Annotated in this window: 23 protein-coding genes, 1 tRNA gene and 1 pseudogene; 9 read left to right on the plus strand and 16 right to left on the minus strand. The window is 65.1% G+C overall.

The genetic code is table 11. The annotated features are described in order from the left end of the window. Positions 1-6 precede the first annotated feature (6 nt). Genes ltnD through otnI form a run of 4 tightly spaced genes read left to right on the plus strand, consistent with a single transcriptional unit; the run spans position 7 to position 3728 of the window. Positions 7-921 carry an L-threonate dehydrogenase gene (ltnD, locus tag IHV84_RS00095; protein ID WP_198845337.1) on the plus strand — a complete coding sequence of 305 codons (915 nt, stop codon included), beginning with the start codon at positions 7-9 and terminating at the stop codon, positions 919-921. Beyond that, positions 918-2189 carry a 3-oxo-tetronate kinase gene (otnK, locus tag IHV84_RS00100; protein WP_198845338.1) on the plus strand — a complete coding sequence of 424 codons (1272 nt, stop codon included), beginning with the start codon at positions 918-920 and terminating at the stop codon, positions 2187-2189. The genes ltnD and otnK overlap by 4 nt, the downstream gene beginning before the upstream one ends. A gap of 17 nt (positions 2190-2206) precedes the next feature. After that, entirely contained in the window at positions 2207-2896 is a 690-nt protein-coding gene (locus tag IHV84_RS00105) for an aldolase (RefSeq protein ID WP_198845466.1), read from the plus strand. 34 nt (positions 2897-2930) lie between these two features. Further along, positions 2931-3728 (plus strand): 2-oxo-tetronate isomerase, encoded by a 798-nt coding sequence (otnI, locus tag IHV84_RS00110; RefSeq protein WP_198845339.1) that lies wholly within the window; start codon positions 2931-2933, stop codon positions 3726-3728. 15 nt (positions 3729-3743) lie between these two features. On the opposite strand, the gene IHV84_RS00115 is transcribed toward otnI, so the two are convergent. Then, a complete protein-coding gene (locus tag IHV84_RS00115) occupies positions 3744-4532 on the minus strand; it encodes a metallophosphoesterase (RefSeq protein ID WP_198845340.1) in 789 nt (262 codons plus the stop codon). A 191-nt stretch (positions 4533-4723) separates the two neighbouring features. Further along, on the minus strand, positions 4724-5764 hold the full coding sequence (locus tag IHV84_RS00120) for a diacylglycerol kinase family protein (protein WP_233099622.1): 1041 nt from the start codon (positions 5762-5764) through the stop codon (positions 4724-4726). Between the two features lie 353 nt (positions 5765-6117). Between IHV84_RS00120 and IHV84_RS00125 the strand changes: the two genes are divergently transcribed. Beyond that, positions 6118-6948: a phosphatase PAP2 family protein gene (locus tag IHV84_RS00125; protein ID WP_142083985.1), complete on the plus strand. Its 831-nt coding sequence runs from the start codon at positions 6118-6120 to the stop codon at positions 6946-6948. 11 nt (positions 6949-6959) lie between these two features. Here the strand turns inward: IHV84_RS00125 and IHV84_RS00130 are convergent, their stop codons facing one another. The 8 genes from IHV84_RS00130 to IHV84_RS00165 form a co-directional block, all read right to left on the minus strand. Further along, positions 6960-8687, minus strand: coding sequence for a biotin carboxylase N-terminal domain-containing protein (locus tag IHV84_RS00130; RefSeq protein ID WP_198845342.1), 1728 nt, complete (start codon positions 8685-8687; stop codon positions 6960-6962). Between the two features lie 20 nt (positions 8688-8707). Next, the gene (pxpB, locus tag IHV84_RS00135; RefSeq protein WP_198845343.1) at positions 8708-10342 is read right to left on the minus strand and encodes a 5-oxoprolinase subunit PxpB; all 1635 of its coding nucleotides are present in this window, start codon (positions 10340-10342) and stop codon (positions 8708-8710) included. A 49-nt stretch (positions 10343-10391) separates the two neighbouring features. Continuing rightward, positions 10392-11204 (minus strand): putative hydro-lyase, encoded by an 813-nt coding sequence (locus IHV84_RS00140; RefSeq protein WP_198845344.1) that lies wholly within the window; start codon positions 11202-11204, stop codon positions 10392-10394. A 32-nt stretch (positions 11205-11236) separates the two neighbouring features. Then, positions 11237-12004: a LamB/YcsF family protein gene (locus tag IHV84_RS00145; protein ID WP_198845345.1), complete on the minus strand. Its 768-nt coding sequence runs from the start codon at positions 12002-12004 to the stop codon at positions 11237-11239. Between the two features lie 151 nt (positions 12005-12155). After that, positions 12156-12533: a methyl-accepting chemotaxis protein gene (locus IHV84_RS00150; protein WP_066697469.1), complete on the minus strand. Its 378-nt coding sequence runs from the start codon at positions 12531-12533 to the stop codon at positions 12156-12158. Between the two features lie 139 nt (positions 12534-12672). Next, positions 12673-13965 carry a TRAP transporter large permease gene (locus IHV84_RS00155; protein WP_198845346.1) on the minus strand — a complete coding sequence of 431 codons (1293 nt, stop codon included), beginning with the start codon at positions 13963-13965 and terminating at the stop codon, positions 12673-12675. A 14-nt stretch (positions 13966-13979) separates the two neighbouring features. After that, positions 13980-14489: a TRAP transporter small permease gene (locus tag IHV84_RS00160; RefSeq protein ID WP_044400706.1), complete on the minus strand. Its 510-nt coding sequence runs from the start codon at positions 14487-14489 to the stop codon at positions 13980-13982. Positions 14490-14617: 128 nt separating this feature from the next. Then, on the minus strand, positions 14618-15580 hold the full coding sequence (locus IHV84_RS00165) for a TRAP transporter substrate-binding protein (RefSeq protein ID WP_066697475.1): 963 nt from the start codon (positions 15578-15580) through the stop codon (positions 14618-14620). A gap of 399 nt (positions 15581-15979) precedes the next feature. On the opposite strand from IHV84_RS00165, the gene IHV84_RS00170 reads away from it, so the two are divergent. Next, complete coding sequence (locus tag IHV84_RS00170) at positions 15980-16657, plus strand: GntR family transcriptional regulator (protein WP_044400732.1); 678 nt, start codon at positions 15980-15982, stop codon at positions 16655-16657. Between the two features lie 67 nt (positions 16658-16724). Here the strand turns inward: IHV84_RS00170 and pcp are convergent, their stop codons facing one another. Next, positions 16725-17420, minus strand: a complete 696-nt coding sequence (gene pcp, locus IHV84_RS00175) for a pyroglutamyl-peptidase I (protein ID WP_044400700.1) — start codon at positions 17418-17420, stop codon at positions 16725-16727. Between the two features lie 266 nt (positions 17421-17686). Here pcp and IHV84_RS20695 point away from each other — a divergent pair. Then, a pseudogene (locus IHV84_RS20695) lies at positions 17687-18118 on the plus strand (DUF4184 family protein); the annotation flags it as partial. Between the two features lie 189 nt (positions 18119-18307). Here the strand turns inward: IHV84_RS20695 and IHV84_RS00185 are convergent. Next, a complete protein-coding gene (locus IHV84_RS00185; protein ID WP_066697482.1) occupies positions 18308-19471 on the minus strand; it encodes a pyridoxal phosphate-dependent aminotransferase in 1164 nt (387 codons plus the stop codon). A gap of 258 nt (positions 19472-19729) precedes the next feature. On the opposite strand from IHV84_RS00185, the gene IHV84_RS00190 reads away from it, so the two are divergent. After that, a tRNA-Ser gene (locus IHV84_RS00190) sits at positions 19730-19817 on the plus strand. A 105-nt stretch (positions 19818-19922) separates the two neighbouring features. Here IHV84_RS00190 and IHV84_RS00195 read toward each other — a convergent pair. From IHV84_RS00195 to IHV84_RS00205, 3 genes are read right to left on the minus strand one after another with little or no spacing between them, the layout of a single operon-like run. Continuing rightward, positions 19923-21089, minus strand: a complete 1167-nt coding sequence (locus tag IHV84_RS00195; RefSeq protein WP_198845347.1) for a M20 aminoacylase family protein — start codon at positions 21087-21089, stop codon at positions 19923-19925. A gap of 14 nt (positions 21090-21103) precedes the next feature. Continuing rightward, positions 21104-22345, minus strand: a complete 1242-nt coding sequence (locus tag IHV84_RS00200) for a diaminopropionate ammonia-lyase (protein WP_198845348.1) — start codon at positions 22343-22345, stop codon at positions 21104-21106. A 53-nt stretch (positions 22346-22398) separates the two neighbouring features. Beyond that, positions 22399-23652 carry a Zn-dependent hydrolase gene (locus IHV84_RS00205; protein ID WP_198845349.1) on the minus strand — a complete coding sequence of 418 codons (1254 nt, stop codon included), beginning with the start codon at positions 23650-23652 and terminating at the stop codon, positions 22399-22401. A gap of 115 nt (positions 23653-23767) precedes the next feature. On the opposite strand from IHV84_RS00205, the gene IHV84_RS00210 reads away from it, so the two are divergent. Beyond that, on the plus strand, positions 23768-24235 hold the full coding sequence (locus IHV84_RS00210; RefSeq protein WP_198845350.1) for an Lrp/AsnC family transcriptional regulator: 468 nt from the start codon (positions 23768-23770) through the stop codon (positions 24233-24235). A gap of 71 nt (positions 24236-24306) precedes the next feature. Here the strand turns inward: IHV84_RS00210 and IHV84_RS00215 are convergent, their stop codons facing one another. After that, entirely contained in the window at positions 24307-24714 is a 408-nt protein-coding gene (locus tag IHV84_RS00215; protein ID WP_066782916.1) for a group II truncated hemoglobin, read from the minus strand. Between the last annotated feature and the right edge of the window lie 25 nt (positions 24715-24739).

The following is a 24739-nucleotide window of genomic DNA, read 5'->3' on the forward strand; positions in this document are numbered from 1 at the left end:
GACAACATGACCAAACCCACCGTCGGCATCATCGGCCTGGGCGCCATGGGCGCTGGCATTGCCAAGACCCTGCGCAACAACGGTTTCACCATCCACGTGTGCGACGTGCGTCCCGGCGTGGCCGATGCCTTTGTGGCAGACGGTGGCACGGCACACGCCACGACGGCGGCATTGGCGGCGGTGAGCGATGTGGTGGTGTCGGTGGTGGTGAATGCCGCGCAGACCGAGAGCGTGCTGTTTGGCGATGACGGCAAGGGCGGTGCAGCCAGCGCCATGCGCCCCGGCAGCACCTTTGTGATGTGCTCCACGGTGGACCCGAACTGGTCGGTGGCACTGGAGGCGCGCCTGAACGCCCTGGGCCTGCACTATGTGGACGCCCCCATCTCCGGCGGTGCCGCCAAGGCCGCGTCGGGCCAGATGACGATGATGACCTCGGCCAAGCCTGAGGCCTATGCCGCGGCCAACGCCGTGCTCGACGGCATGGCCGGCAAGGTGTACCGCCTGGGCGACAAGGCGGGCGCAGGCAGCAAGGTCAAGATCATCAACCAGCTGCTGGCCGGTGTGCACATTGCCGTGGCCGCCGAAGCCATGGCCCTGGGCCTGCGCGAAGGCGTGGAGGCCAGCGCCTTGTATGAAGTGATCACGAACAGCGCAGGCAACAGCTGGATGTTTGAAAACCGCATGGCCCATGTGCTGGCGGGCGACTACACGCCGCTGTCGGCTGTCGATATCTTCGTGAAGGATCTGGGCCTGGTGCTGGACACCGCACGCGCCAGCAAATTCCCCCTGCCCCTGGCGGCCACCGCGCACCAGATGTTCATGCAAGCATCCACCGCAGGCTTTGCCAAGGAAGATGACAGCGCCGTGATCAAGATTTTCCCCGGCATCACTCTGCCCGAAGGCAAGGAGAAAAAGGCATGACACGCGCGTTGCTGGGCTGCATTGCCGACGACTTTACCGGCGCGACCGACCTGGCCAACAACCTGGTGCGCGCAGGCATGCGCGTGGTGCAGGCCATGGGCGTGCCCACGGCACCTTTGGATACCGAGGCCGATGCCATCGTGGTCGCGCTCAAGTCACGCACCATTCCCAAGGACGAGGCCATCGCCCAGTCGCTTGAGGCGCTGAAGTGGCTGCAGGCGCAAGGCGCCGAGCAAATCTATTTCAAGTACTGCTCCACCTTTGACAGCACGGCCGATGGCAACATCGGCCCCGTGACCGATGCGCTGATGCAGGCCCTGGGCACCGACTTCACCATCGCCACGCCCGCGTTCCCCGACAACAAGCGCACCGTGTTCAAGGGCTACCTGTTTGTGGGCGATGTGCTGCTCAGCGAGAGCGGCATGCAGAACCACCCGCTCACGCCCATGACCGACCCCAACCTGGTGCGCGTGCTGCAAGCGCAGACACCCAGCCGCGTGGGCCTGATCGACCACAGTGTGGTCGATCAGGGCGAGGCCGCCATCCGCGCACGCATCAATCAACTGCAGGCCGAGGGCGTTCGCATGGCTGTGGTCGATGCGGTGTCCAACGCCGACCTGCTGCGCCTGGGCCCGGCCCTCAAGGGCATGCCGCTGGTCACCGCGGGCTCGGGCGTGGCCATAGGCCTGCCGGGCAACTTTGGCGTGGCCCCCTGCAACGAGGCCGCCCGCCTGCCTGCCGCACAAGGGCTGCAGGCCATCGTGTCGGGCAGCTGCTCTGTGGCCACCAACCAGCAGGTCATGGATTTCATCAAGGCAGGCAAGCCCGCCCTGGCCATTGACCCGCTGCGCATTGCGGCAGGCGTGGACGTGGCCGCCGAAGCGCTGGCCTGGGCCGAAGGCCACATCGGCCAAGGCCCGGTGCTGGTGTATTCCACCGCCGAGCCCTCGGCCGTGCGCGCCATTCAGGGCAAGCTGGGCTCTGAAAAGGCCGGTGCCATGGTGGAGGAAACCATTGCCGCCATTGCACGCGGCCTGGTGCAGCGCGGTGTGCGCCAGCTCATCGTGGCGGGTGGTGAGACATCCGGTGCCTGCGTGCAGGCCCTGGGCATCACGCAAATGCGCATTGGCGCGCAGATTGACCCCGGCGTGCCGTGGTGCCATGCCGTGGCACCCGACGCCAGGGACGGGCTGCACATCACGCTGAAGTCGGGCAACTTTGGCAGCACCGACTTTTTCACCAAGGCTTTTGCACAATTGCAGGCATGACCTCACCCCCCGCCTTCATGGATGAAGCCCAAGCCCGCGACGAGATCTGCCGCGTAGGCCGCAGCCTGTTTGAGCGGGGCTATGTGCACGCCACCGCAGGCAACATCAGCGTGCGCCTGGCCGATGGCTACCTCATCACCCCCACCGATGCCTGCCTAGGCACGCTACAGCCTGAGCGGCTGGCGCGCCTGGACGCACAAGGCCAGCAGGTGGCGGGCGACCGGGCCAGCAAGACCATTGCGCTGCACCGGCAGATTTACGAGGCCTCTGCTTCGACAGCCGCCCCAGCGCGCTGCGTGATCCACACCCACAGCACGCACCTGGTGGGCTGCTCGCTGCAAGCCGACACCGCTGCAGACGGGGAATTGGCAGCGGATGCGCAATTGCTGCCGCCCATCACGCCCTACTTTGTGATGAAGGTAGGCCGCGTGCCGCACATCCCCTACCACCGCCCCGGCGATGCCGCAGCGGCAGCACTGGTGGCACAGACCATCACCCGCTATGCCGCCCAGGGCAGCCCGGTGCGCGCCGTGATGCTGGCACGCCTGGGCCCCAATGTGTGGCACGACACGCCCACCGCTGCCATGGCCGTGCTGGAGGAACTGGAAGAAACCGCCCGCCTGTGGCTGCTGTGCCAGCCCCGCCCCACCCCGCTGACCGAGCCCCAGATTGAACAACTGCGCCAGACCTTTGGCGCGCAGTGGTAAGGCCCTGCCTTCACCATCAGACAGAAAGACACCCATGCCCCGCTTTGCCGCCAACCTGTCCATGCTCTACAACGACGTGGACTTTCTCGACCGCTTTGCCGCCGCTGCGCGCGATGGCTTCAAGGCGGTGGAGTACCTCTTCCCTTACGCCTACCCTGCGCAAGAGTTGGCCCAGCGCCTGCAAGCCAATGGCCTGCAGCAGGTGCTGTTCAATGCACCACCCGGTAACTGGGACGCAGGCGAGCGCGGGCTGGCCTGCCTGCCGGGACGTGAGGCCGAATTCCGCGAAGGCATCGCCAAAGCCATCGACTATGCCAAGGCCTTGCAATGCCCCCGCATCCATGTCATGGCCGGGCTGGTACCCCAGGGGGTCGATGCAGCCACCGTGCGCGCTACCTACATCGCCAACCTGCGCTACGCCGCCGAGCAGGCTGCGCCGCACGGCATCCAGATCCTGCTGGAGCCCATCAATGGCCGCGACATGCCCGGCTTCTTCCTGAGCCGCCAGGACCAGGCCCACGCGCTGATCGCCGAGATCAGCGCCGCCAACGTGAAGGTGCAGATGGACCTGTACCACTGCCAGATCGTGGAAGGCGACCTGGCCATGAAGGTGCGCCAATACCTGCCCACCGGCAACGTCGGCCACTTCCAGATTGCCGGTGTGCCCGAGCGGCACGAGCCCGATGTGGGCGAAGTGAACTACACCTACCTGTTCAAGTTGCTGGACAGCCTGGGTTACGACGGCTGGATTGGCTGCGAATACCGCCCCGCGCGCGGTACGGCAGTCCATGCCACCAGCGACGGGCTGGGCTGGCTCAAGCCCTGGCTCTGAGGAAACGAGCGTATTTCAGCCCGCCACGGGCATCGATTCCACGCAAACGAAGTCACCCGAGCGGGCATCAAAATCCCAGCGCTGAGCAAAACGATTAGGGTATTGCCGCCCCAGCGAACCCGTGGGCTCTGACTGCATCTGCAACACCACCAGACTATTGGGTTGCCCACTGCGCAGGCGGCGCGACACGGCCGTGCCTGCCTGCATGGACCACAAACCCGGCAAGGGTTGGAGCAAGGCCGGATGGTGCACATGGCCTGAGAGCAACATGTGGGCACCCGCATCGCGCCAGCGTTGCACGGCAGCGTTGGCGCCGTGGGGCCGGTGGGATCGATCCTCTGCACTGCGAGCCACCAAGGGGTGGTGACTGACTACGATGCGCCATGCCTGCGCGGGTGCAGACCGCAAGTCTTCCGCCACCCGCGCCACCTGCGCGGCCGATAGCGTGCCGCGCTCGTGTCGCCAAGGTCTGGTCGTGTTCACACCCACAATCCAGAACGGCCCCACCTGCCGCTGAGGTTCGAGCTGGGCTCCAAACTGCGATGCAAATCGTTGGTAGGCCCGGCCCCAACGCAGCCACCAGGCGAACAGGGGCAAGTCGTGGTTGCCGGCCAGCACCACGCGCTCATCCACCCCCAGGCCGCAAACAAAATCGTGCGCCAAGGCGAACTGCTGGCGTGTGGCACGCTGGGTCAGATCGCCCGAAACCACCACCACATCCACACGCAGCCGGTGCGCAAGCCGCTGCACTGCAGCGCACACCAGCGGGTCGTGCGCTCCAAAATGCAGATCGGAAAGATGCATCAATTTGTGCGTGGTGGCGATTGCCGACGCTGGTGCTGGATGCAAAACTTTCGCTTCGTTCTTGCCAAGCCCCAGCTCCTTGTCAGCCTCCACCTTCAACGACGGGGGAACGGGCGCTGCTTCATGACCTTCGTGGCGAAGCATGGCACCAGCGTTCCCCGCGACTGCAGGCAGTTCCTGGCGCATGGTGTTCAGGCAGGCGCCAGCGCAGGTTCAGCCAAGGGCGGCGCTGCGGCAGGTGGTGCGTTGGCAGGGTCGCGCTGCGGCAAATGTTCCAGCAGCGTTGGTGCCACCAGCCACAGGGGCCGCGTGTGTAGCGAAAAACACAGAGGCGCTTTCATGCGTTCGCGCTCGCCATCAAAAGCCACCTTCACGCTGGCCTTGCGCCACCCGGCAGGCGCCACACTCAGCTCGGCACAGGCCAGGCTTTGCACGGCCGGGTCGTCCTCCAGCTGGCCGGTAGCGGCGCGCCATACCGTGCGAGCCATGGCCCAGCGGCTTTGGGGTTTGAGCAACACCACGGCCAGCATCCCGCCCTGCGCCACCGATTCGGCTTGTGCCAAACCCACCTGTTCCAGTTGCAAGGGGTTGTTGCCCACAAACAGCGTGGTGACTTCGTGTTCCTGCTCTTGCATCTCCGTGCCCTGGCGGGTGCGCACAACCACGCGCCAGCGCCTCCGGGCAGAAGGGCGCAGCATGCTCCACACCGCAGCGGCCATGGCCACCGCGCGAGAGCGGCCCAGCTTGCGCGTGGCCTGCTCGCGCTCTGCCAGCAACCGGGGGTACAGCCCCACGCTGGCGTTGACCAAAAACACCCGGTCATTCACAAAGCCGACCTGCACCGGCCGCAACTCGCCCGCGCGCAGGGCTTCCAGCAGCTGCAGCACGGCGGCTTCAGCGTCCAGCTCCAAGCCTTGCTCGCGGCTGAAATAGTTGAAAGTCCCCATGGGCACCACGCCCATAGGCACACCGGCACGCAAGGCGGCTGCGGCCACCGCGTTGATGGTGCCATCTCCACCCGCCGCCACCAGCAAACCAGCGTTATCACGTGCAGCCTCTGCTGCGTGATCCGCCAATTGAACGATGTCACCCCGCTCACGCGGTATGTGCCACACCACGGGATGGTCGTGCTGAGCGAATGCACCACTCAGCTTTGCGCGCACCAGATCCAGATCAGCCCCTGGCCGCAGTGGAACCACCACATGGATGGGACTGTGGTGATGAAGGATCATGGGACTGTGCAAATCGGTCATGGGGATGAAAAGCGTGGTGGGCGTAACGATGCCTGTGAGGCCAAAGACCCGGCACGGGGCCGCTATTCAATGATCACGGCGCAGTAGCTACAGCGCAGCCAGCGGGCGGCGCCTTGGCGCGTCGGCGTGCGCCTACAGGCAGAACTGCGCATCGCAGCGCTAAACCCTGTGATCGCAACGGCCCCCCCCTTGCTGGGGTAAAAACCACGCTGCCAAAAGCTGCACAGGCTGGCCATTCGCTCGGCTGAAGACGATTGCAGAGCATCCGCTGCGTACGCAGTAACAACGCTTCCCCGCCCCGGTTTCCTTACCCCAAAAACACCTTTGAATTCATGGACCTGCACACGCTCGCCACCACTGTAGCCCGCCACCCCATTGCCCTTTGGCTGCTGGGAATGACTGCGGGCGCCTTGCTGGGCAGTGGCGCCTTGTGGGCCTTGAAAACCCTGCGCCACCGCCCCTCGCCTGTGCGGCATTTGCTTCACGCAGCCAGCGCCACCACTGTGATGCTGCTGAGCATGGCCGCAGCCGCTTGCGCCCTGCTGGCCGGGGGCGCATTGATGGCAGAGCTGGCCGAGGGCTGGCAGCGCACAGGCACCTGGAGCCGGGTGGACGAAAGCATTGCGCAGCAACTGCGCCTGCATGCAGACATGGCGGCCCTGCGGTGGTTTGGCGCACTCACCCACCTGGGGGACACCGCCGTGCTGACCACGCTGACCCTGGCGGTGACGGCCGCCCTGTGGTGGCGCAGGCACCGTTTGCTGGCCGTTGGCTGGCTGGTGGCCATGGCGGGCAATGGGCTGCTGACCAAGATTTTGAAAGACGTGTTCGCCCGCGTGCGGCCCGAGCATGTGCATGGGGCAGCGCAGGCCGATGGGTTCAGCTTTCCCAGCGGGCACAGCAGCGCCTCCATGGTCGCCTACGCCATGCTGGCCTACTTGGCGGTGCGGCTGCTGCCACGGGCCTGGCAGGTGCCCGCCGTGTGCTGCGCGGGCGCGCTGATCTTCACCACCGGCTGGAGCCGCGTGGTGCTGCATGTGCACTACGTGAGTGACGTGCTGGCCGGCTGGGTGCTGGGCGGCACCTGGATGGTGTGCACCGTGCTCATCATGGACAGCATGGCCCGCTGGCGGGGCGCGCCCGCCGCCCTGGCGCGGCAGTAAGACGGCGCGTCTCAGGCGATTCGGGCAATCACCGCACCCAGCGCTTGTGCAGTGCCCGCCGCTGCAGCCAAGGCCACGCGCCCAGCGCGGTGTGCCGTCACCTGCATCTCCATCTTCATGGCCTCCATCACGGCGATCACATCGCCCTCTTGCACCGTGTCGCCATCGGCCACTTTCCAGGCGTGCAGGTTGCCGGCGATGGGCGAGGTGACGGCGGCGGCATCCACCGCTGCCTCGGCTGGTGCGGCAGCAGCGCCCTGCCCGCCCGCAGTCGCCAAGCCTTGCAGCAGCACGGCAGGCAGGCCCAGCTGCACACGGCGGCCATCGATCTCGATGGCGGTGCGCAGCAGGCTGGTGTCTGCCACGGGCGCGGCCCGTACCGCAGCAGCCAGTGGCGTGGCGAAGTCGGATTCGATCCAGCGGGTGTGCACCTTGAATCCATCAGCCCCTACAAAGTCGGGGTGGTCGATGACGGCGCGGTGGAATGGCAGCACCGAGGCCACGCCTTCAATCTGAAACTCGCGCAACGCACGGCGGGCGCGGGCCAGGGCCTGCTCTCGAGTGGCGCCGGTGACGATGAGCTTGGCCATGAGCGAATCGAACGTGCCGGGCACGGCAGAGCCCGTCTGCACGCCCGTATCGAGCCGTACGCCAGGGCCCGAGGGGGCATCAAAGCGCTGCACGGGCCCTGGTGTGGGCAAAAAGCCCCGGCCCACGTCTTCGGCGTTGATGCGGAACTCGAACGAGTGGCCCAGCGGCGCGGGCGTTTGCGTGATGGACAGCGGCAGGCCATCGGCCACGCGCAGTTGCTCCACCACCAGGTCCACACCCGTGGTTTGCTCGGTCACAGGGTGCTCCACCTGCAGGCGGGTGTTGACCTCCAGGAACGAGATGGCGCCGCTCCGGCTCAGCAAAAACTCCACCGTGCCTGCGCTCACGTAGCCTGCGGCGGCGCAGATGTCGCGCGCAGCGGTGTGGATGCGTTCGCGCTGGGCATCGCTCAAAAACGGAGCGGGGGCCTCTTCCACCAGCTTCTGGTTGCGCCGCTGCAGCGAGCAATCGCGCGTGCCCAGCACCACCACGTTGCCGTGGGTGTCGGCCAGCACCTGGGCTTCGATGTGGCGGGGCTTGTCGAGGAACTGCTCCACAAAGCACTCGCCCCGGCCAAAGGCGGTGACGGCTTCGCGCACAGCGGATTCATACAGCTCGGCTACTTCGTCCATGCGCCACGCGATCTTCATGCCCCGCCCACCGCCGCCAAACGCGGCCTTGATGATGATGGGCAGGCCGTGTTGCTCGGCAAAGGCCAGCACTTCGCTCGCGTCCTTCACCGGGTCGGGCGTGCCCACCACCAGCGGTGCGCCCACCTGCAGCGCAATCTTGCGTGCAGACACCTTGTCGCCCAGTTGGGCAATGGTGGCGGGGCGCGGCCCAATCCAGGCCAGGCCGGCGTCGATCACGGCCTGGGCAAAGGCGGCGTTTTCCGAAAGGAAGCCGTAGCCAGGGTGCACCGCATCGGCCCCGCTTTTTTTGGCGATGGCCAGGAGCTTTTCGACGTTGAGGTAGGTGTCCGCAGGGCGGTCACCGTCCAGCCCATAGGCTTCATCGGCCATGCGGGTGTGCAGCGCGTCGATGTCGGCATTGGCATACACAGCGACGGACTGCACGCCGTAGTCGGCGCAGGCGCGGGCGATGCGGACGGCGATCTCGCCTCGGTTGGCGATCAGGACTTTTTTCATCGTGAACTTTCAAATAGGTGTCAAGGCGTAGGGGCCACGCCTGCGGGTATCAGCTCTGCAAACGGTTGAATCGGGTTGAACCGCAACCACGCGCCCACAGGGATCTGCCCTGCCCGGTCAAGGTGGTACGGCGCCACGCAGCCAATGACCGGGTAGCCGCCCGTGAGCGGGTGGTCGGCCAAAAACAGCACGGGCTGCCCGCTGGGAGGCACCTGCAAGGCGCCCAGGGCCGCGCCTTCGCTGGGCAGCTCGCCGGTGATGGCGCGGTCCAAAGGCACCTCGCCCGCCAGGCGCAGGCCTACGCGGTTGGACTGGGGCGTGACCTGCCAGCGCTGCGAAGCAAAGCGGGCAATGGCCTCGGGGGTGAACCAGTCGGTGCGCGGGCCCATCACCACGTCCAGCACCACTTCTTGCTCCAGCGTGGGCAAATCAGCAGGCGGCAGCTCGGGGGCGGCTACCACGCTGGTGGCTGGCGCGGGTTGCACGGCCAGCCAGTCGCCCACGGCCACGGGCGCGGGGCCGACATGGGCCAGGGTGTCGGTGGCGCAGCTGCCCATCACGGGCGCTTCGGCAAAGCCGCCGCGCACGGCGACGTAGCAGCGTGCGCCTGCGGTGGGTTGGCCCACGGCCAGCATGTCGCCATCGGCCAGGGCCACAGGTTCGTAACGTGGCACAGACCAGCGCTGGCCGTCGGCCGTGGTCAGCGTCAGCACGGCATCGGCCCCGGTGACGGCCACCACGTTATCGCCCACGCTGCGCAGTTGCAGGCCGCCGCCCACGGTCTCCAGCGCAGCGGCGTTGCTGGCATTGCCCACCAGGCGGTTGGCGGCCTTGAGGGCGGCCTGGTCCATGGCGCCTGAGGCCGATACACCCTGCCCGGCCTGACCGTGGCGGCCCAGGTCCTGGAAGACAGTGAGCAGGCCCGTGGCACGCACCTGCAGCGCGGTGTGCCCGGCGGCCAGGTGGTGCTGCGTGCGGCCAGCGGGTTTGGGGTCTTTTTGGCCTCCAGCGCTTTCTGAATAAGCGCTAGCAGCTATGTTTTTAGTAGCAATATCCACAAAGCGCACGCGGTAGCCGGGCTGTAGCAAGGCGGGTTGCGCGCGGGTGATGTCCCACATGGCTACAGGCGTGGTGCCAATGATTTGCCAGCCACCGGGGCTGGCCTGCGGGTACACGCCGCTGAAGGTACCGGCCAAGCCCACAGAGCCTGCAGGCAGGCGCGTGCGCGGGGTGCTGCGGCGTGGCACGTTCAGGCTGGGGTGGCCGCCGCTCAGGTACGCAAAGCCGGGCGCAAAGCCGGTGAAAGCCACGGTGTATTCGCTGCCCGTGTGGCGCTGCACCACTTCATCGGCGGTGATGCCCAGAATCTGCGCCACCTCGGCCAGGTCTTCGCCGTTGTAATGCACGGGGATTTCGATCAGCGTGTCGCTGCGCTCGGCGCGCTGCGTCAGGCTGCGCGCAGCAATGTCCTGCACCAAGGTTTCGGCCCGGGTGGCCGAGGCGCGGTACTCCACCAGAATGGTCCGCGCAGCGGGGACCAGCTCCTCCACGCCGTGGGGAGGATGCCGCTGTAGCGACGCGAGCAAAGCCAGGGTCTGGTCCAGATCGGCCAGCTCTACCAGCAGCGCGTTGTGGGTCACGGGCAAGAAGCGCAACACAGTGTCTCCAGATTGCAGAGGGGCGTTGGACGTTGAGCGCTGGCGCTTATACGTGGTAGGTGCTATCGGGCACGTCCGAGATAAACATGTGCCCCGGCGCATGGGTCACCGCAAAAGGCACGCGCGATGCCATCACGGCGGCCTGGGGTGTGACGCCACAGGCCCAGAACACCGGCACCTCGCCGGGCTCGATGCGCACCGGGTCGCCAAAGTCGGGGCGCTGCAGGTCTGCAATGCCCAGCGCTGCGGGGTCGCCCACATGCACTGGCGCACCGTGCACAGACGGGAAGCGCCCGGAAATCGACACCGCGTCTGCCACGCGGTGTGCCGGAATGGGCCGCATCGACACCACCATGTCGCCATGCAGCCGCCCGGCCGGGCGGCAGGCGCGGTTGGTGCGGTACATCGGCACGTTGCACCCTTGCTCGATATGGCGCACCTCGATGCCAGCTTCTTGCAAGGGCGTCTCGAAAGTGAAGCTGCAACCGATGAGGAAGGTGACCAGATCGGGGTGCTCTTGCCACAGCGGCCGGGCGTCACTCACCTCCTCCACCAGCTGGCCGTCGCGCCAGACGCGGTACAGCGGAATATCCGTGCGCACATCGGCCCCTTCGGCCAACAGCGTGCGGTGGTCGCCGGCTTCAATCACGTCAAGCACCGGGCAAGGCTTGGGGTTGCGCTGGGCATAGAGCAGAAAGTCCCAGGCCCAATCGCGCGGCAGCGCAATCATGTTGGCCTGCGTCATGCCGGGGGCAATGCCTGCTGTGGGCTCGACCTTGCCTTCGCGGTAGGCCTGCCGGGCTGCACGGGCCTGGCGCAGGGCGGCTTGCAGGGATGGGTTTTGGTAGGTGGTTGGCATTGGAAATCCTGTGAGTGATCAGGCCAAGGGTTTCATGCAGGGTCTACAAAGGAGCGCAGCACCACGCCGTCTTGCTCCAGGGCGGCGCGCACGGCTTGCGCCATCTCCACCGCACCGGCGCTGTCGCCGTGCACACAGATGGACTGGGCATCGATGCGCGCCAGGCTGCCGTCGATGGCTTCGACCACGCCCTCACGCACCAGGCGCAGCATGCGCTGGGCTACCAGCGTGGCATCGTGCAACACGGCCCCTTTTTCACGGCGCGAAACCAGCGTGCCTTCGGGCGTATAGGCCCGGTCGGCAAAGGCCTCGCCCACCACCGTCAGGCCCGCGTCGCGCGCCCACTGCACCAGCGGGGCACCGGCCAAGGCGACCAGCACCAGCGTGGGATCCACCGCCCGCACGGCGGCGATGACGGCTTTGGCCTGGCGCTCGTCGTGGGCGATGGTGTTGTAGAGCGCGCCGTGGGGCTTGACGTAGCGCACCCGGGTGCCTGCGGCCGTGGCCAGCCCCTGCAAAGCCCCTATCTGGTACATCACGTCGGCCTGCAACTCGGCGCTGGTCACGTCCATATTGCGGCGGCCAAAGCCCACCAGGTCGGGGTAAGACACGTGGGCCCCTACCGTCACGCCCTGCGCCACTGCGCCACGCAATGTGGCCAGAATGCCCGCAGGATCGCCCGCATGAAAACCGCAGGCCACGTTGGCGCTGGTGACCACGCGCAGGATCGCCTCGTCATCGCCCATGCGCCAGGCGCCAAAACTCTCGCCCAGGTCGCTGTTCAAGTCCATCGTCGTCATTGGCTGTTTTCCTTCTGCTTGTCTCAAGCCTTCTGTCTCAGGTCTGTTGTCTTGACGCCCCGGCCTACATGCCGGTGGAGCGTGGGGATGAATCATCCCAGCAAAGCCATCATTGTCAATCAATAAAACATCTATTGTTCAACAATACAAGTTAAATCACCCCACAAAATTTCACCAACCCCAGCCCCCCAGCGGGAGCCCCCCCCATGGCCATGTTCAGCCGCATGGCCTGGTCTTGCAAGCTTTGGGCCGCGGCAGTGCCCTTCTCCGCCCAAGCCGCGTTTTGCCGGGTGACTTCATCCAGCGCCGTCACCGCGCGGCTGGCCCGGGCGATGTCATCGCTCTGCCCAAGGCTGGCAAGGCTCAGGCCCGAGAGGATCTGCGCCACGCTGTCCACCGCCTCAGACGTCGTGGCGCCCGCGCGGCCGGCCAGGCTGCGCACCTCCCCGGCCACCACGGCAAAACCCCCGCCTTGTTCGCCTGCACGCGCGGCCTCTACCGTCGCATTGCGCGCCAGGGTGTTAGGCATGGCCACCGACGCAGGCCGACGCAGGCCGACGATTCCAAAGACGGAAGACGGTCCATAGAACACCTCTGGGTTGAGTCGAACCGGTGAAGTGCCCACACCAAGCGGGCACTCCTCGTTCACCGTGGCAATTCAGGCAGGCTCACATCCGCGAGGGCAGCCACAGCACAATTTCAGGCACTGCGTACAGCATCAACACCGCAGCCAGCATCACGAAGAACATCGGTGCCGCCACCCTTGCAATCCAGCCGATGTCGCGCTTGGTCAGCCCTTGAATCACAAAGAGGTTCAGCCCCACGGGTGGCGTGATCTGCGCCATCTCCACCACCAGCACGATGAAAATGCCAAACCAGATCAGGTCGTAGCCTGCGGCCTCCACGGTGGGCAGCAGCACGGCGATCGTGAGCACCACCATCGAGATGCCGTCCAGGAAGCAGCCCAGCACGATGAAGAAGACTGTCAGCATCATCAGCAGCGCAAACGGCGAGAGGTGCAGCGAGCCAATCCACTCGGCAAGGTGGCGCGGCAGGCCGATGAAGCCCATGGCCAGCGTGAGGAAGGCCGCCCCGGCAAGGATCAGACCGATCATGCAGTACACGCGGCAAGCGCTGATCAGGCCTTCCTTGAACTTTTGCCAGCTCAGCGATCCTTCCCACGCAGCCAGCCCCAGTGCACCGGCCACGCCCAGAGCGGCTGCCTCGGTGGCCGTAGCAATGCCGCTGTAGATACCGCCCAGGACCAGACCGATCAGGATCACGGCAGGGATCAGGTGGCGGGACTCATAGATCTTCTGCATGAAGGTCATGGACATGTCCGACGCAGGCACCTGGTCGCGATGGAACAGTGCCCAGATGGCGATGTAACCCATGAAGAGCCCCGCCAGCATCAGCCCTGGAAACACGCCCGCCAGAAACAGCTTGGCAATCGAAACGTTGGCCGCCACGCCGTACACGATCATGATGATCGACGGCGGAATGAGCAGCCCCAGCGTGGCCGCACCAGCCAATGTGCCCACGGCCATCGCGTCGGGATAACCGCGCTTTTGCAGCTCGGGCAAGGTCATCTTGCCGATCGTGGCGCAGGTGGCCGCCGACGAGCCCGAGATGGCCGCAAAAATGGTGCAACCCACCACGTTGGTGTGCAGCAGCCGCCCAGGCAGCTTGTCCATCCAAGGCGCCAGGCCCCGGAACATGCTGTCCGACAGCTTGCTTCGAAACAGGATTTCGCCCATCCACAAAAACAGCGGCAAGGCGGTCAGCGTCCACGCAGAGCTGGCACCCCAGATGGTCAGCATCATGCTGTCGCCCACCGGCCGGCTGGTGAACAGCTCCATTCCTATCAGACCCACGGCCAGCAGGCCCAGGCCAATCCACATGCCTGCGCCGAGCACGGCAAACAGGGCCACGATCAATACCACGGCAGCCATCATGTCCATGATGTTCTCCTTGTTTACTCAGCCACCGAGCCGGAGCCCGCAATGAACCACTCACGCCCCCGCAGCCGTGCCACGATCGCATCCAGAAACGCCAGCGCAAACGCCACACAGCCAATGGCCATGCACAGCTGCGGAATCCACAGCGGTGTGGCATCTGCCGAGGGCGATACGTCGTGCGTGATGTACGACAGCCACACGGCGCGCACGGCATACCAGGCCAGATAGCCCGACAGCAGCTGGGCGGCAATCAGCGCGCCCCATTCAAAGACGGCCCGCGCTTTGGCACCCAGGCGATCCAGGACCAAAGTCACGCGGATGTGATCCCCGTGCAGCAGCGCCGTGGGCAATGCAAAAAACAGGGTGGCAGCGATGGCATAGCCTGCGTAGGCATCCAGCCCCTGGATATCAATGAACGTCACCTGCCGGGCCAAGATGCCCAGCAACACAATGACAAAGGCGGCCACCATGGACACGCAAGCGAGTCCGATGAGCAGGCGATACAAATGACGGACGAGCTGACCCATGGCGGACTCCAGGCGTACGCAGTGCGTGAATGAGGTGAAAAGAAAGAGGAACCCGGCCCTGCATCGCGGACAACGCACCGACGCGGGTCTCGCCGGGGGCCTGTGGCGCCCCGGTTCGGTCAAGCCGATCAGCGCTTGCGGTAAGCGTCCACGATGGCTTTGCCATCGGCGCCCGCGTTCTTGATCCATTCTTCGGTCATGGTGTCGCCGATCTTGGCGAATTCGGCCTTCAGCGCCGCAGACGGCTCGGCAATCACCATGCCCTTGGCAGCGAGTTCCTTCACGTACTCCTTGTCCAGGCGTTCGCTGGTTTCCCAGCCACGCTTTTCAGCGGCGGCCGCGGCCTTCATCACAGCCTCCTGCGTGGGCTTGTCGAGCGCGTCAAACGCTTTCTGGTTTACCACTGTTGCGTTGCGTGGCAGCCATGCGTTCACGGTGTAGAAGTACTTGACCTGTTCGTACAGCTTGCTTTCCACGCCGCTGGCCGACGAGGTGAGGAAGTTGTTGACCGTGTTGGTCGCCAAGGCCTGGCCCAGCTCGGACAGCTGAATCGTGACCGGCTGCGCCTTGAGCAGCTGCGCAATGCGCGTCGATGCGGGGTTGTAGGCGCGCATCTTGGTTCCGGCAAAGTCCGACGGTGCCTGGATGGGCTTGTTGGAGTACAGCGACTGGCCGGGCCACGGCACGCTGAACAGAAGCTTCATGCCTTGCGAAGCGAGCAGCTTTTCTTGCGCTGGCCTGGCGGCCTGGTACAGACGCCACGCTTCAGCGTACGAAGTGGCCAGGAACGGGACAGAGTCCACGCCGTACAACGCGTTTTCGTTGGCAGCGCCCGACAGGATGAACTCGGCCGAAGGCACTTGGCCCGTCTGCACCGCACGCTTGATTTCGTTGGCCTTGTAGAGCGAGCCACCGGGGTGCAAGGTGATCTTGAGCTTGCCGCCCGTCAGCTCATCGACCTCTTTGGCGAACTGCTGGTTGTTCTGGGTCTGGAAGGTGTTGGCGGCATAACCGGTGGGCAAATCCCACTTTACTTGGGCATGAGCGGCTCCGGCCACAACCAGGGCGAGCGACAAAAGGCTGCGTTTCATGAAATGACTCCTTAAAAAACTCACAGAAACCGATGGTGGGTCCGTCCGTGCAACCCTTACGCGCCAGCGCAGAAAGGGCCATACGTTCAAGCCAATGCATCAAATAATGGATGAATAAAGACAACTTGGCAATGCAAAATGCATACCAACGTTCTTTGGCACCAAATCATTTGTCATTGCATTGATCTTATATTGTTGAACAATATATGCACCACCTGTGATCAGTAGTTACCCTATCTAAGCGCCTGCAAGGTGCACTGTTGCACCCATGTCGTGCACAGATGTGCCAGCCCTTGCCACACCCACCACCCGCCCCGCCAGAGAGCGAGCCGCGCGGCGCGCGTTTGCAGCAGGCGCCGCAGATACACTCGGATGACCGCACGCCCCTTCGATCGCCCCATGCCCAGCCCGTCTGACACCCTGCTCAATCTCTCTGACCGCATTGCCGAGCAGATGCGCCAAAAAATCGTGCATGGGGAATTCGCGCCCGGCCAGCGGCTGTCGGAGGCCGCACTCAGCGAGCACTTGCAGATCTCGCGCAACACGCTGCGCGAAGTATTCAGGCTGCTGACCAAAGAGGGTTTGCTGCGCCATGAGCCCAACCGGGGCGTGTCGGTCGCCGTGCCCAGCATCGCCTCCATCATTGACATCTACCGGGTGCGCCGACTCATAGAGTGTCAGGCGATGGCCCAGGCCTACCCCCGCAACCCCGCCATCCAGCACATGCGCCGCGCCGTAGAGGCCGGGCAAACATGCCGCGACAACGCCGACTGGCAAGGCGTGGGCACCGCCAACATGGAGTTCCACATGGCCATCGTGGAGCTGGCCGACAGCGAGCGGCTGAACACCATGTTCGCCCATCTGCTGGCCGAATTGCGCCTGGCATTTGGCCTGCTCAACGACCCCGAGTTCCTCCACGCCCCGTATGTGGAGATGAACGTCAAGATCCTGGAGCTGTTTGAAGCGGGCAAATTGGCCGAAGCCGCCGCCGCACTCAACGACTACTTGGTGCACTCCGAACGCATCGTGCTGGCCGTGTATGCACGGCGCATTTCAGACGGCGGTCAGCCCAAGTAGCCACACGCCACCAGCGCGCTGCTTTTGGCTCAGAACCTGTTCAAAGGCGCGGGGCGCGGGCAGGCTTTCAGTGCAAAGCGCCGCCCACTTCGCGCACATCGTCTGCCACGGACAATGCTGTTTCTATGGCCACCTGCAACCCGCGCACCTGCGTGGCCAAAGCCATGCTTGGCATACCCGGGTGGCGCGCAGCCAGCTCGGGCAGCGCAGGCACATGGATGAATCCTCCACGCGCCTCGCGGGCCTGCGGGCGGCCATCCTTCGTGGTGGCCTGTGCCAAATGGTGCATCAGCGCATAAAAAACGTGGTTGCACACAAAGGTGCCCGCCGTGTTGGACACAGACGCCGGAATGCCCTCGGTACGCAGATTGCGCACCATGGCTTTGATGGGCAGCGTTGAAAAGTAGGCCGTAGGCCCATGCAACTGCACCGCCGTGTCCACAGGCTGGCGGCCCGCGTTGTCTGGGATGCGCGCATCGTCCACATTGATGGCCACCCGCTCGGGTGTGATCTCGCTGCGCCCGCCCGCCAGGCCCAGGCAAATCACCAGCACGGGCTGCCACTGCGCGATGGCCGCCTGCAGACGCACCACAGCATCGCCAAAGACACAGGGCAACTGCGCCGCTCGCACCTCGAAGGCATCACCTGCACGGCCCATAACTGCAGGCTGCCACCTGTCCAGCGCGCGGGCCACTTCCCACGAGGGGTTGAGCGGGTCTTGGTCGAACGGTTCAAAGCCTGTAAGCAATACGTGGTGGGTCATGGCAGGTAGCAAGCGGCGAAATTTAAAGCATCTCCCGAGATCCTGTGCCATTTGCACAGGCGGTTGGCTGAGCATACGCTGCAGGAATGCCCCCGTGCCAGCACATAGCGAGCCGACCGCCACACACCTCAAGTGTTGACAGCCTGCGGTAATGGCCCGTCCCCATCCGCCGACGGCCGACCCTTGGTCTGCAATGGCACACTGCTGCGGAACCACCGTACTCCCTACTGAAAGCCTGCAACCCCATGCCCTTCACCCCTTTCCACATGGGCGCTGGCCTGGCCCTCAAGGCCGTGGCCGGGCGCCACTTCAGTGTGCTCACCTTCGGCATTGCCCAGGTGGCGATGGACATTGAGCCCCTGGTGGGCATGCTGCGCGGCGCCGCCGTGCTGCATGGGCCCACGCACACCTACTTGGGCGCGGTGCCCATCGCGCTGGCCACGGCAGTGCTGGCGCCCTGGCTGTGCCGCCCACTGTTAAAGCGATGGAATCAGGAGGTCACCCACTACCGCGCGCCATGGCTGGCTGAAGACGAACGGTGGAAGCCCCGCACCGTGCTGCTCAGCGCGCTGGCCGGGACCTGGTCGCATGTGTTGCTCGACAGCGTGATGCACGCCGACATCACACCCTGGGCGCCGTGGACGGACGCCAATGGCCTTTATGCGTGGATACCGCTGCCCACCCTGCACGCGCTGTGCGTGGCAGGCATGGCGGGCGGCGCGGCGGCGTGGATGCTGGGGCGTTGGCTAGGGCGGAAACGCACGCCTTCGCGGCCGACCTGGCAGCCGCCCGCAGTGGTCATTCAAGCCCTGCGGGCCGCACCCGATGCTCAGCCGATGTGCAAGGCCTTGCGCCGCCCGAGGGGCGGGCCAACAAATCAGCGCCAGTCACTGCTTTTCAAGCCACTCCTTCAATCGTCGCACACCCTCCACCAGCCGCGAGGGGTCCTTGGAGGCAAAGCACCAGCGCAGCCAGCCCTGGGCCTCGGGGGCAAAGGCATCGCCCGGGGCCAGGCCCAGGCCAGCCTCGGCCACCAGGCGCTTGGCCACGGTCATGGAGTCGTCAAACCCTTCGAGTCGGAAAAACGCGTACATGCCGCCATGTGCCGCAGCCACCTGCACGCCGGGCACGGCGGCCAGCAGGGGCACCAGGGTGTCGCGGCAGGTTTTGAAATGCTCCACCACGCGGGGCGTGATCTCTTTGCGGTGGGCGAGCGCCGCCAGCGCAGCGCGCTGGGTGAACACGCTGGCGCACGAGGTGTTGAACTCGATGAGCTTGCCCATGGCATCGGCCAGCGATGCCGGTAGCACCAGCCAGCCCATGCGCCAGCCGGTCATCAAAAAGCTCTTGGAAAAGCTGTGCGCTACCAGCAGGCGGTCTTCAGGCTCGGCAATGTCCAGAAAGCTGGGGGCGCAGCCGTGGGGGGTGGGCTCGTAATAAAGCTTTTCGTACACCTCGTCCGCCAAAATCCACGTGCCCGTGCGACGGCAGTGCGCCAGGATTTGCTCCTGCTCTTCACGCGTCAGCGTCCAGCCCGTGGGGTTGTTGGGCGCATTCACGATCAGCAGCCGCGTGCGCTCGGTGATGGTCTGGAGCAGCCCAGGCAAGTCCAGCCCCCAGGCCCCGCCCTGCGGCTGCAGTGGCACGCAGCGCACCTGCGCCCCCATGATGGTGGGTTGCGCCACCAAATTGGGCCACACGGGGGTGATGATCACGGCTTCATCCCCTGCATCTACCAGCGCCTGCACGGCCAGCATGAGTGCGCTGACCCCGCCCGATGTGACGACGATGCGGTTGGCGTCCACCTCCGCCGAAGGGTGCGATTCCCGGGTGTACTGCGCCAGTGCCTCGCGCAACTCGGGCAGGCCGCAGTTCTGCGCGTAAAAGGTTTCGCCACTTTGCAGCGACTCGATGGCCGCGTTGCGAATCACATCGGGCGTGACCTCATCACTCTCACCAAACCAGAAGGCCAACACATCTTTGCGCCCCATGCCGGCGTTGGCGATCTCGCGGATCTTGGATGCTTCGAGCTGGGCGATGACTGGGCGCATGCAACGGGTTCCTTCAACAAACAACAAACAAGAAAACGCACAGCCCGCAAAAGCCAGACGCTGTGCCAACCACCAATGTAATGGGCGCCACCACCGGCTGGCGCCCCCTGCGGTGGGTTGTTGAGTCTGCGACTGGGCTAACGTGCGGTGACCCGCTCGCAAGACTCCGCCAAAGCGGCGCTCCAACCCAAGGCCATGCGGTTGACGGCATGCTTCGCAAAAAACAGGCCAGCGAGCGGCTAGAATACGTGGCTACCCGGAGACTTGGGTGAGTGGTTTAAACCAGCAGTCTTGAAAACTGCCGACGGGCAACCGTCCGTGAGTTCGAATCTCACAGTCTCCGCCAAATGCAAAAAGCCCAAGCAGTTCAGCTGCTTGGGCTTTTTTCTTGTCAGCGCCGCCCCTGCCGCCCTGGGCCAGCACCACAGCTCGGCAGAAGCATCCCCACAGCTCACACCGCAAGCCGCTGTCGCACGATTTCTGCAAAGTAACGTCCGCCAATCGGCAGCACGGCATCGTTGAAGTCGTATTGGGCGTTGTGCAACGGCACGCCACCAGTCGCCCCTGTGGCGCCATTGCCGATAAAGACGAAGGCACCGGGCACGGCGGTGAGGAAGGCGCCGAAGTCTTCCGAAATCATCATCGGCGCAACGTTCGCGTCCACGTTGCTATGGCCCACCACGGCCTGCGCAGCGCGGATGGCCACCGGGGTGCATTGGGGCCAGTTGATGGTGGGGACGAATTCGTGGGTGTATTGCACTTCACAGGTAGCGCCGTGGGCTGCGGCAATGCCGTGGCAGATTTCGCGCATACGGCGCTCTAGCAACGCCTGCACCTGGCGTGAATAGCTGCGCGTATCACCCTTGATTTCCACATGGGTGGGCAGCGCGTTGCGAATGCCATCGCTGTGGATTTCGGTGCACGACACCACGGCGGGCTCGGCAGGGTCTACCGCGCGGGCCACGATGGATTGCAGGGCCAGGATGATCTCGGCCGCGACGACCAGGGGGTCAATGGCCAGGTGTGGGCGGGCCGCGTGGCCGCCCCGGCCAGTGATGCGGATGACGAAGTTGTCTTCGCTGGCCATGATGCCGCCTTCGCGCGTGGCGATATGGCCCACGGGCATGCCCGGGATGTTGTGCGCACCGTAGATTTCATCGACAGGAAAGCGCTCAAACAACCCGTCGTCCATCATGGCGCGTGCGCCGCGCCCATGCTCTTCGGCAGGCTGGAAGATGAAGCGCACCGTGCCGTTGAAGTCACGGCTTTGGCTCAGTAGCTGCGCTGCGCCCAGCAGCATGGCCATGTGCCCATCGTGGCCGCAGCCGTGCATGCAGCCAGGGTTGCGCGAGATGTGTTCGCGCCCTTGCGCCGTCTCGGTCATGGCCAGAGCATCCATATCGGCGCGCAGGCCGATCACGCCCTGGCCCTCGCCCACCTTCAGACTGGCTACCAGGCCGGTGCCGCCAATGCCCTGGTGCACTTCCAGGCCCATGGCCCGCAACGCAGCGGCAACGAAGGCTGCGGTCTTGTGCTCGTTGAACCCGGTTTCCGGGAACTGGTGCAACTCCCGGCGCCAGCGCACCATCTGGGTGCCCAGTTCTGTGTCCACATACATGCGGTGCCTCCTGTTCAGGCAAGTTGGGTTTGCAGGGAATGCGCGGCTTGCCACGCTTGCTGGCGCTGCAGCACTTGCTCCGCACTCTGACCCACCAGGCGGGTGTATTCGCGGGGGGCGGTAGCGCCTTCGGTGCTGATGATGAGCACGCGCGACTCGGCCGTGAGCCCGACCTGCTCCGAGCGCTGCGGATCACTGCGCAGCCACTCCAGCGCTGCCAGCCCGGCAACACCCGATTCACCCGCAACGATGGGGGTGTCACGTTCGCTGCCCTGGGCCAAGCTGCGCATGGCTTCGATGGCCTGCTCGTCCTCAATCGTCATGAAGGCGTCTACGCAAGGCTGCAGAAAACGCCAGGCCAGGGGCGATGTTTCGCCACAGGCCAGACCAGCCATGACGGAATCGACCGTGCCGGTGGCCTTGGCTGGGCGGCCCTGGATGGCGCTTTGCAGCAGGCAGTCGGCCTGGGCGGGCTCCACCGATATAAAGCAAGGGCGCTGCGGGCCGTGGTATTCCCAGAAATAGCTGGCCAGCCCAGCCGCCATGCCGCCCACCCCGCCTTGCAGGAAGACGTGGGTGAACGCACCGGCCATGCCACGCTGCGCACTTGTCTGCTCCACGATCTCTTCGGCAATGGCGCCATAGCCCTGCATCACATCGCGTGGAATGTCCTCGTAGCCGTCGTACGAGGTGTCGGCAATCACCTGCCAGCCGTGGGCTGCGGCGAGGCGTGCTGCTTCCTGCACCGATTCATCGTAATTGCCGGCAATGCGCACGATGTCCGCGCCATAGGCGGCAATGGCCTGCTCCCGTTCGGGGCTGACATGGGCGTGCAGCACGATGACGCAGCGGCACCCGGCGTCTTGGGCGGCGGCAGCCAGGGCGCGGCCATGGTTGCCGTCGGTGGCGCTGATCACGGTGTAGCCACGCAGCGCTTCTGCATACCGCCCGGTGAGGATGGCGGCAGGTTCAAAGTCGGGGTGCAGTCGCAAGATTTGGCGCACCAGGGCGATGGGAGCGCCCAGCGCCTTGAAGCTGCCCAGCGGTGAGCGCACCGATTCATCCTTGAGACACAGGCGGCCCACCTGGCAACGCGCAGCCGCATCGGGCAGGTCGTACAGCGGCGTGGCGTTGGGATGGATGCCACGCCAGGAAGACAACCACTCACGGCTTTGGTGCGCCTGCGCGATGTTCATGATGGCCGACAACTCCGCAGGGTAGTCGGCGCGCGTGGCGCGGGGGTTCAGAAACAACATGGTGGGGCCTTCTGGGTGGGGGAATAAAAAATACACTGGCAATCGGTGGCCGGTCACTGCCCACGCAGGCAGTCTTGCACCACATCCAGCAGCACCTGGGCACCCAGGGCCAGCTGGTCATCGTCGGTGTGCTCACGCGGGTTGTGGCTGATACCGCCGCGGCTGGGCACAAAAATCATGGCTGATGAGGCGATGCGGGCCAACATCTGCGCGTCATGCCCTGCCCCGGAAGTCATGCGGCGGTGCGGCAGTCCACGCCGCTGTGCTGCGGCCTGAATTCGATCGGCCAGCGCGGCGTCGAACACCACCGGTTCAAAGCGCACCAGTTGCTCGGTTTCAACCGTCACGCCCTCGCGCTCGGCCACCGTGACCAGAAAATCGGCCAGACGGCTCTCTGCGGTTTGCAGACGCTGCTCGCCGGGGTCGCGCAGGTCCACGGTGAAGGTAGCTTTGCGGGGGATGACATTGATCAGGTCGGGCTCCAGGCGCAGCGACCCGACCGTGGCGAGGGTCGTTTCAGGCGCCGCGCCCACCACCTGCTCGCGCAGGAAGGCCACGCAAGCCGCAGCTGCGTAGCCGGCATCGTGGCGCAGCCGCGTGGGCGTGGTACCTGCGTGGTTGGCCACACCGGTGATGGTCACCTTCTGCCAGGAGATGCCCTGCAAGCTCTCCACAACGCCGATGAGTTTGCCTTCGGCCTCCAGCACCGGGCCCTGCTCGATGTGCAGCTCGATGTACTCGCGCGGCACGATGGCGCCCGGCGCCATGTCACCCGCGTAGCCAATGCGGGCCAGCTCGTCACCCAGGCGTGTTCCGTCGGTGCCCACGGTGTTGAGCGCTGCCTGCACATCCATGCCACCGGCATACACCAGCGAGCCCATCATGTCCGGCTGGTAACGCACGCCTTCTTCGTTGGTGAACGCCGCCACCACAATGGCACGCGCCGGGCGCAGGCCAGCCTGCCGGTACGCACGCACCACGGCCAAGCCTGCCAGCACGCCATAGCAGCCATCCAGCGCGCCTGCATTGCGCACGGTGTCGATGTGCGACCCCATCATCAGCGGCTGGGCCGTGCCCTCGGGGTGCTCTGCGTGCAGCACGCCGAAGATGTTGCCGATCTGGTCCACGCGTACTTCCAGGTCCAGCTCGCGCATCCAGCGCACCAGCAGGTCACGCCCGGCTTTTTCTTCGTCGGTCAGGGCAATGCGGGTGCGGCCGCCTTGCGCTGCATCGTGGCCGATGGCACCGAGTTCGCGAAGCTGCTCCAGCAGTTTTGCGGTGTCCAACAAGGGTTCTGGCAAGGCCATGTGGGTTCTTTCGCAGGGGGATTGCTGCGAATAATATTTCGCGTGCCAGAATCAGTTTTCGAAAAATCGATCTGAAAACTGAACGTTTTTCAACTTTGGCAACGAAAGCGCCCCCATGAAGCTGGACACCTACGACCGCACGCTGCTGGCGGCCCTGCAAAGCGATGGGCGCGTGCCCCAAAGCGAACTGGGCCAGCGGGCCCACCTCTCGACCGCGGCGGTCAACCGCCGACTCAAGCTGCTGGAAGGCGCGGGGGTGATTGAAAAATTCTCGGCACAACTGAGCCCGCGCGCACTGGGCTACGACCTGACGGTGATTGTGGAAGTGAAGGCCGAAAACGAGCGTGCCCACCTGCTCGATGAGATGCAGCGCCGCTTTGCAGCCTGCCCCCAGGTGCAGCAGTGCTACTACGTCACCGGCGAGTGGGACTTTGTGCTGATCTTCCTCGTGCGTTCGATGGACCAGTACGTGGAGCTCACGCGCGAACTGTTTTTTGAGTCGGGCAACGTGAAGTCATTCAACACCCTCGTGGTGATGAACCGTGTGAAGACGGGCAGCACGGTGCCGGTGGACATGGTCTGAACCGGGCGCATCGCGCCCCAAGACCAGGGCAGCGAGCCAAGGCTCAGGCCTACGCGCCCCACACTGCGGGCTCAAACACCCCGGTTGCGCATCCAGTCGGCCGTGCCCATGAAGCTCTCGCGCAGGCGTGCGCGCAGGTCATCGGGCACGCCGGTCTCACCCATGGCCTGGTCCATGCAGGCCACCCACTGGTCACGTTCTTTGATGCCGATGGAAAACGGCATGTGCCGCGCACGCAGGCGCGGGTGGCCGAACTGGTCGGTGTAATACGACGGGCCGCCCAGCCAGCCGCACAGGAACCAGAAGAGTTTTTGCCGGGCGCTGTCCAGTTCAGGGCCATGGGCGGCGCGCAGTTCGGTGTAGGCGGGCTCCAGGTCCATCAGGTCGTAGAAGCGGTCGGTCAGGGCCTGCACGCGGGCCTCACCCCCAATCCATTCAAACGGGGTGATGGTGTTGGCGGCTTGGGTTTCTTCATTCATAGTCAAATTGGCTGCTAGCGCTTGA

The organism is Acidovorax sp. IB03 (genome assembly GCF_016406015.1).
GTDB classification, from domain to species: domain Bacteria; phylum Pseudomonadota; class Gammaproteobacteria; order Burkholderiales; family Burkholderiaceae_C; genus Acidovorax; species Acidovorax temperans.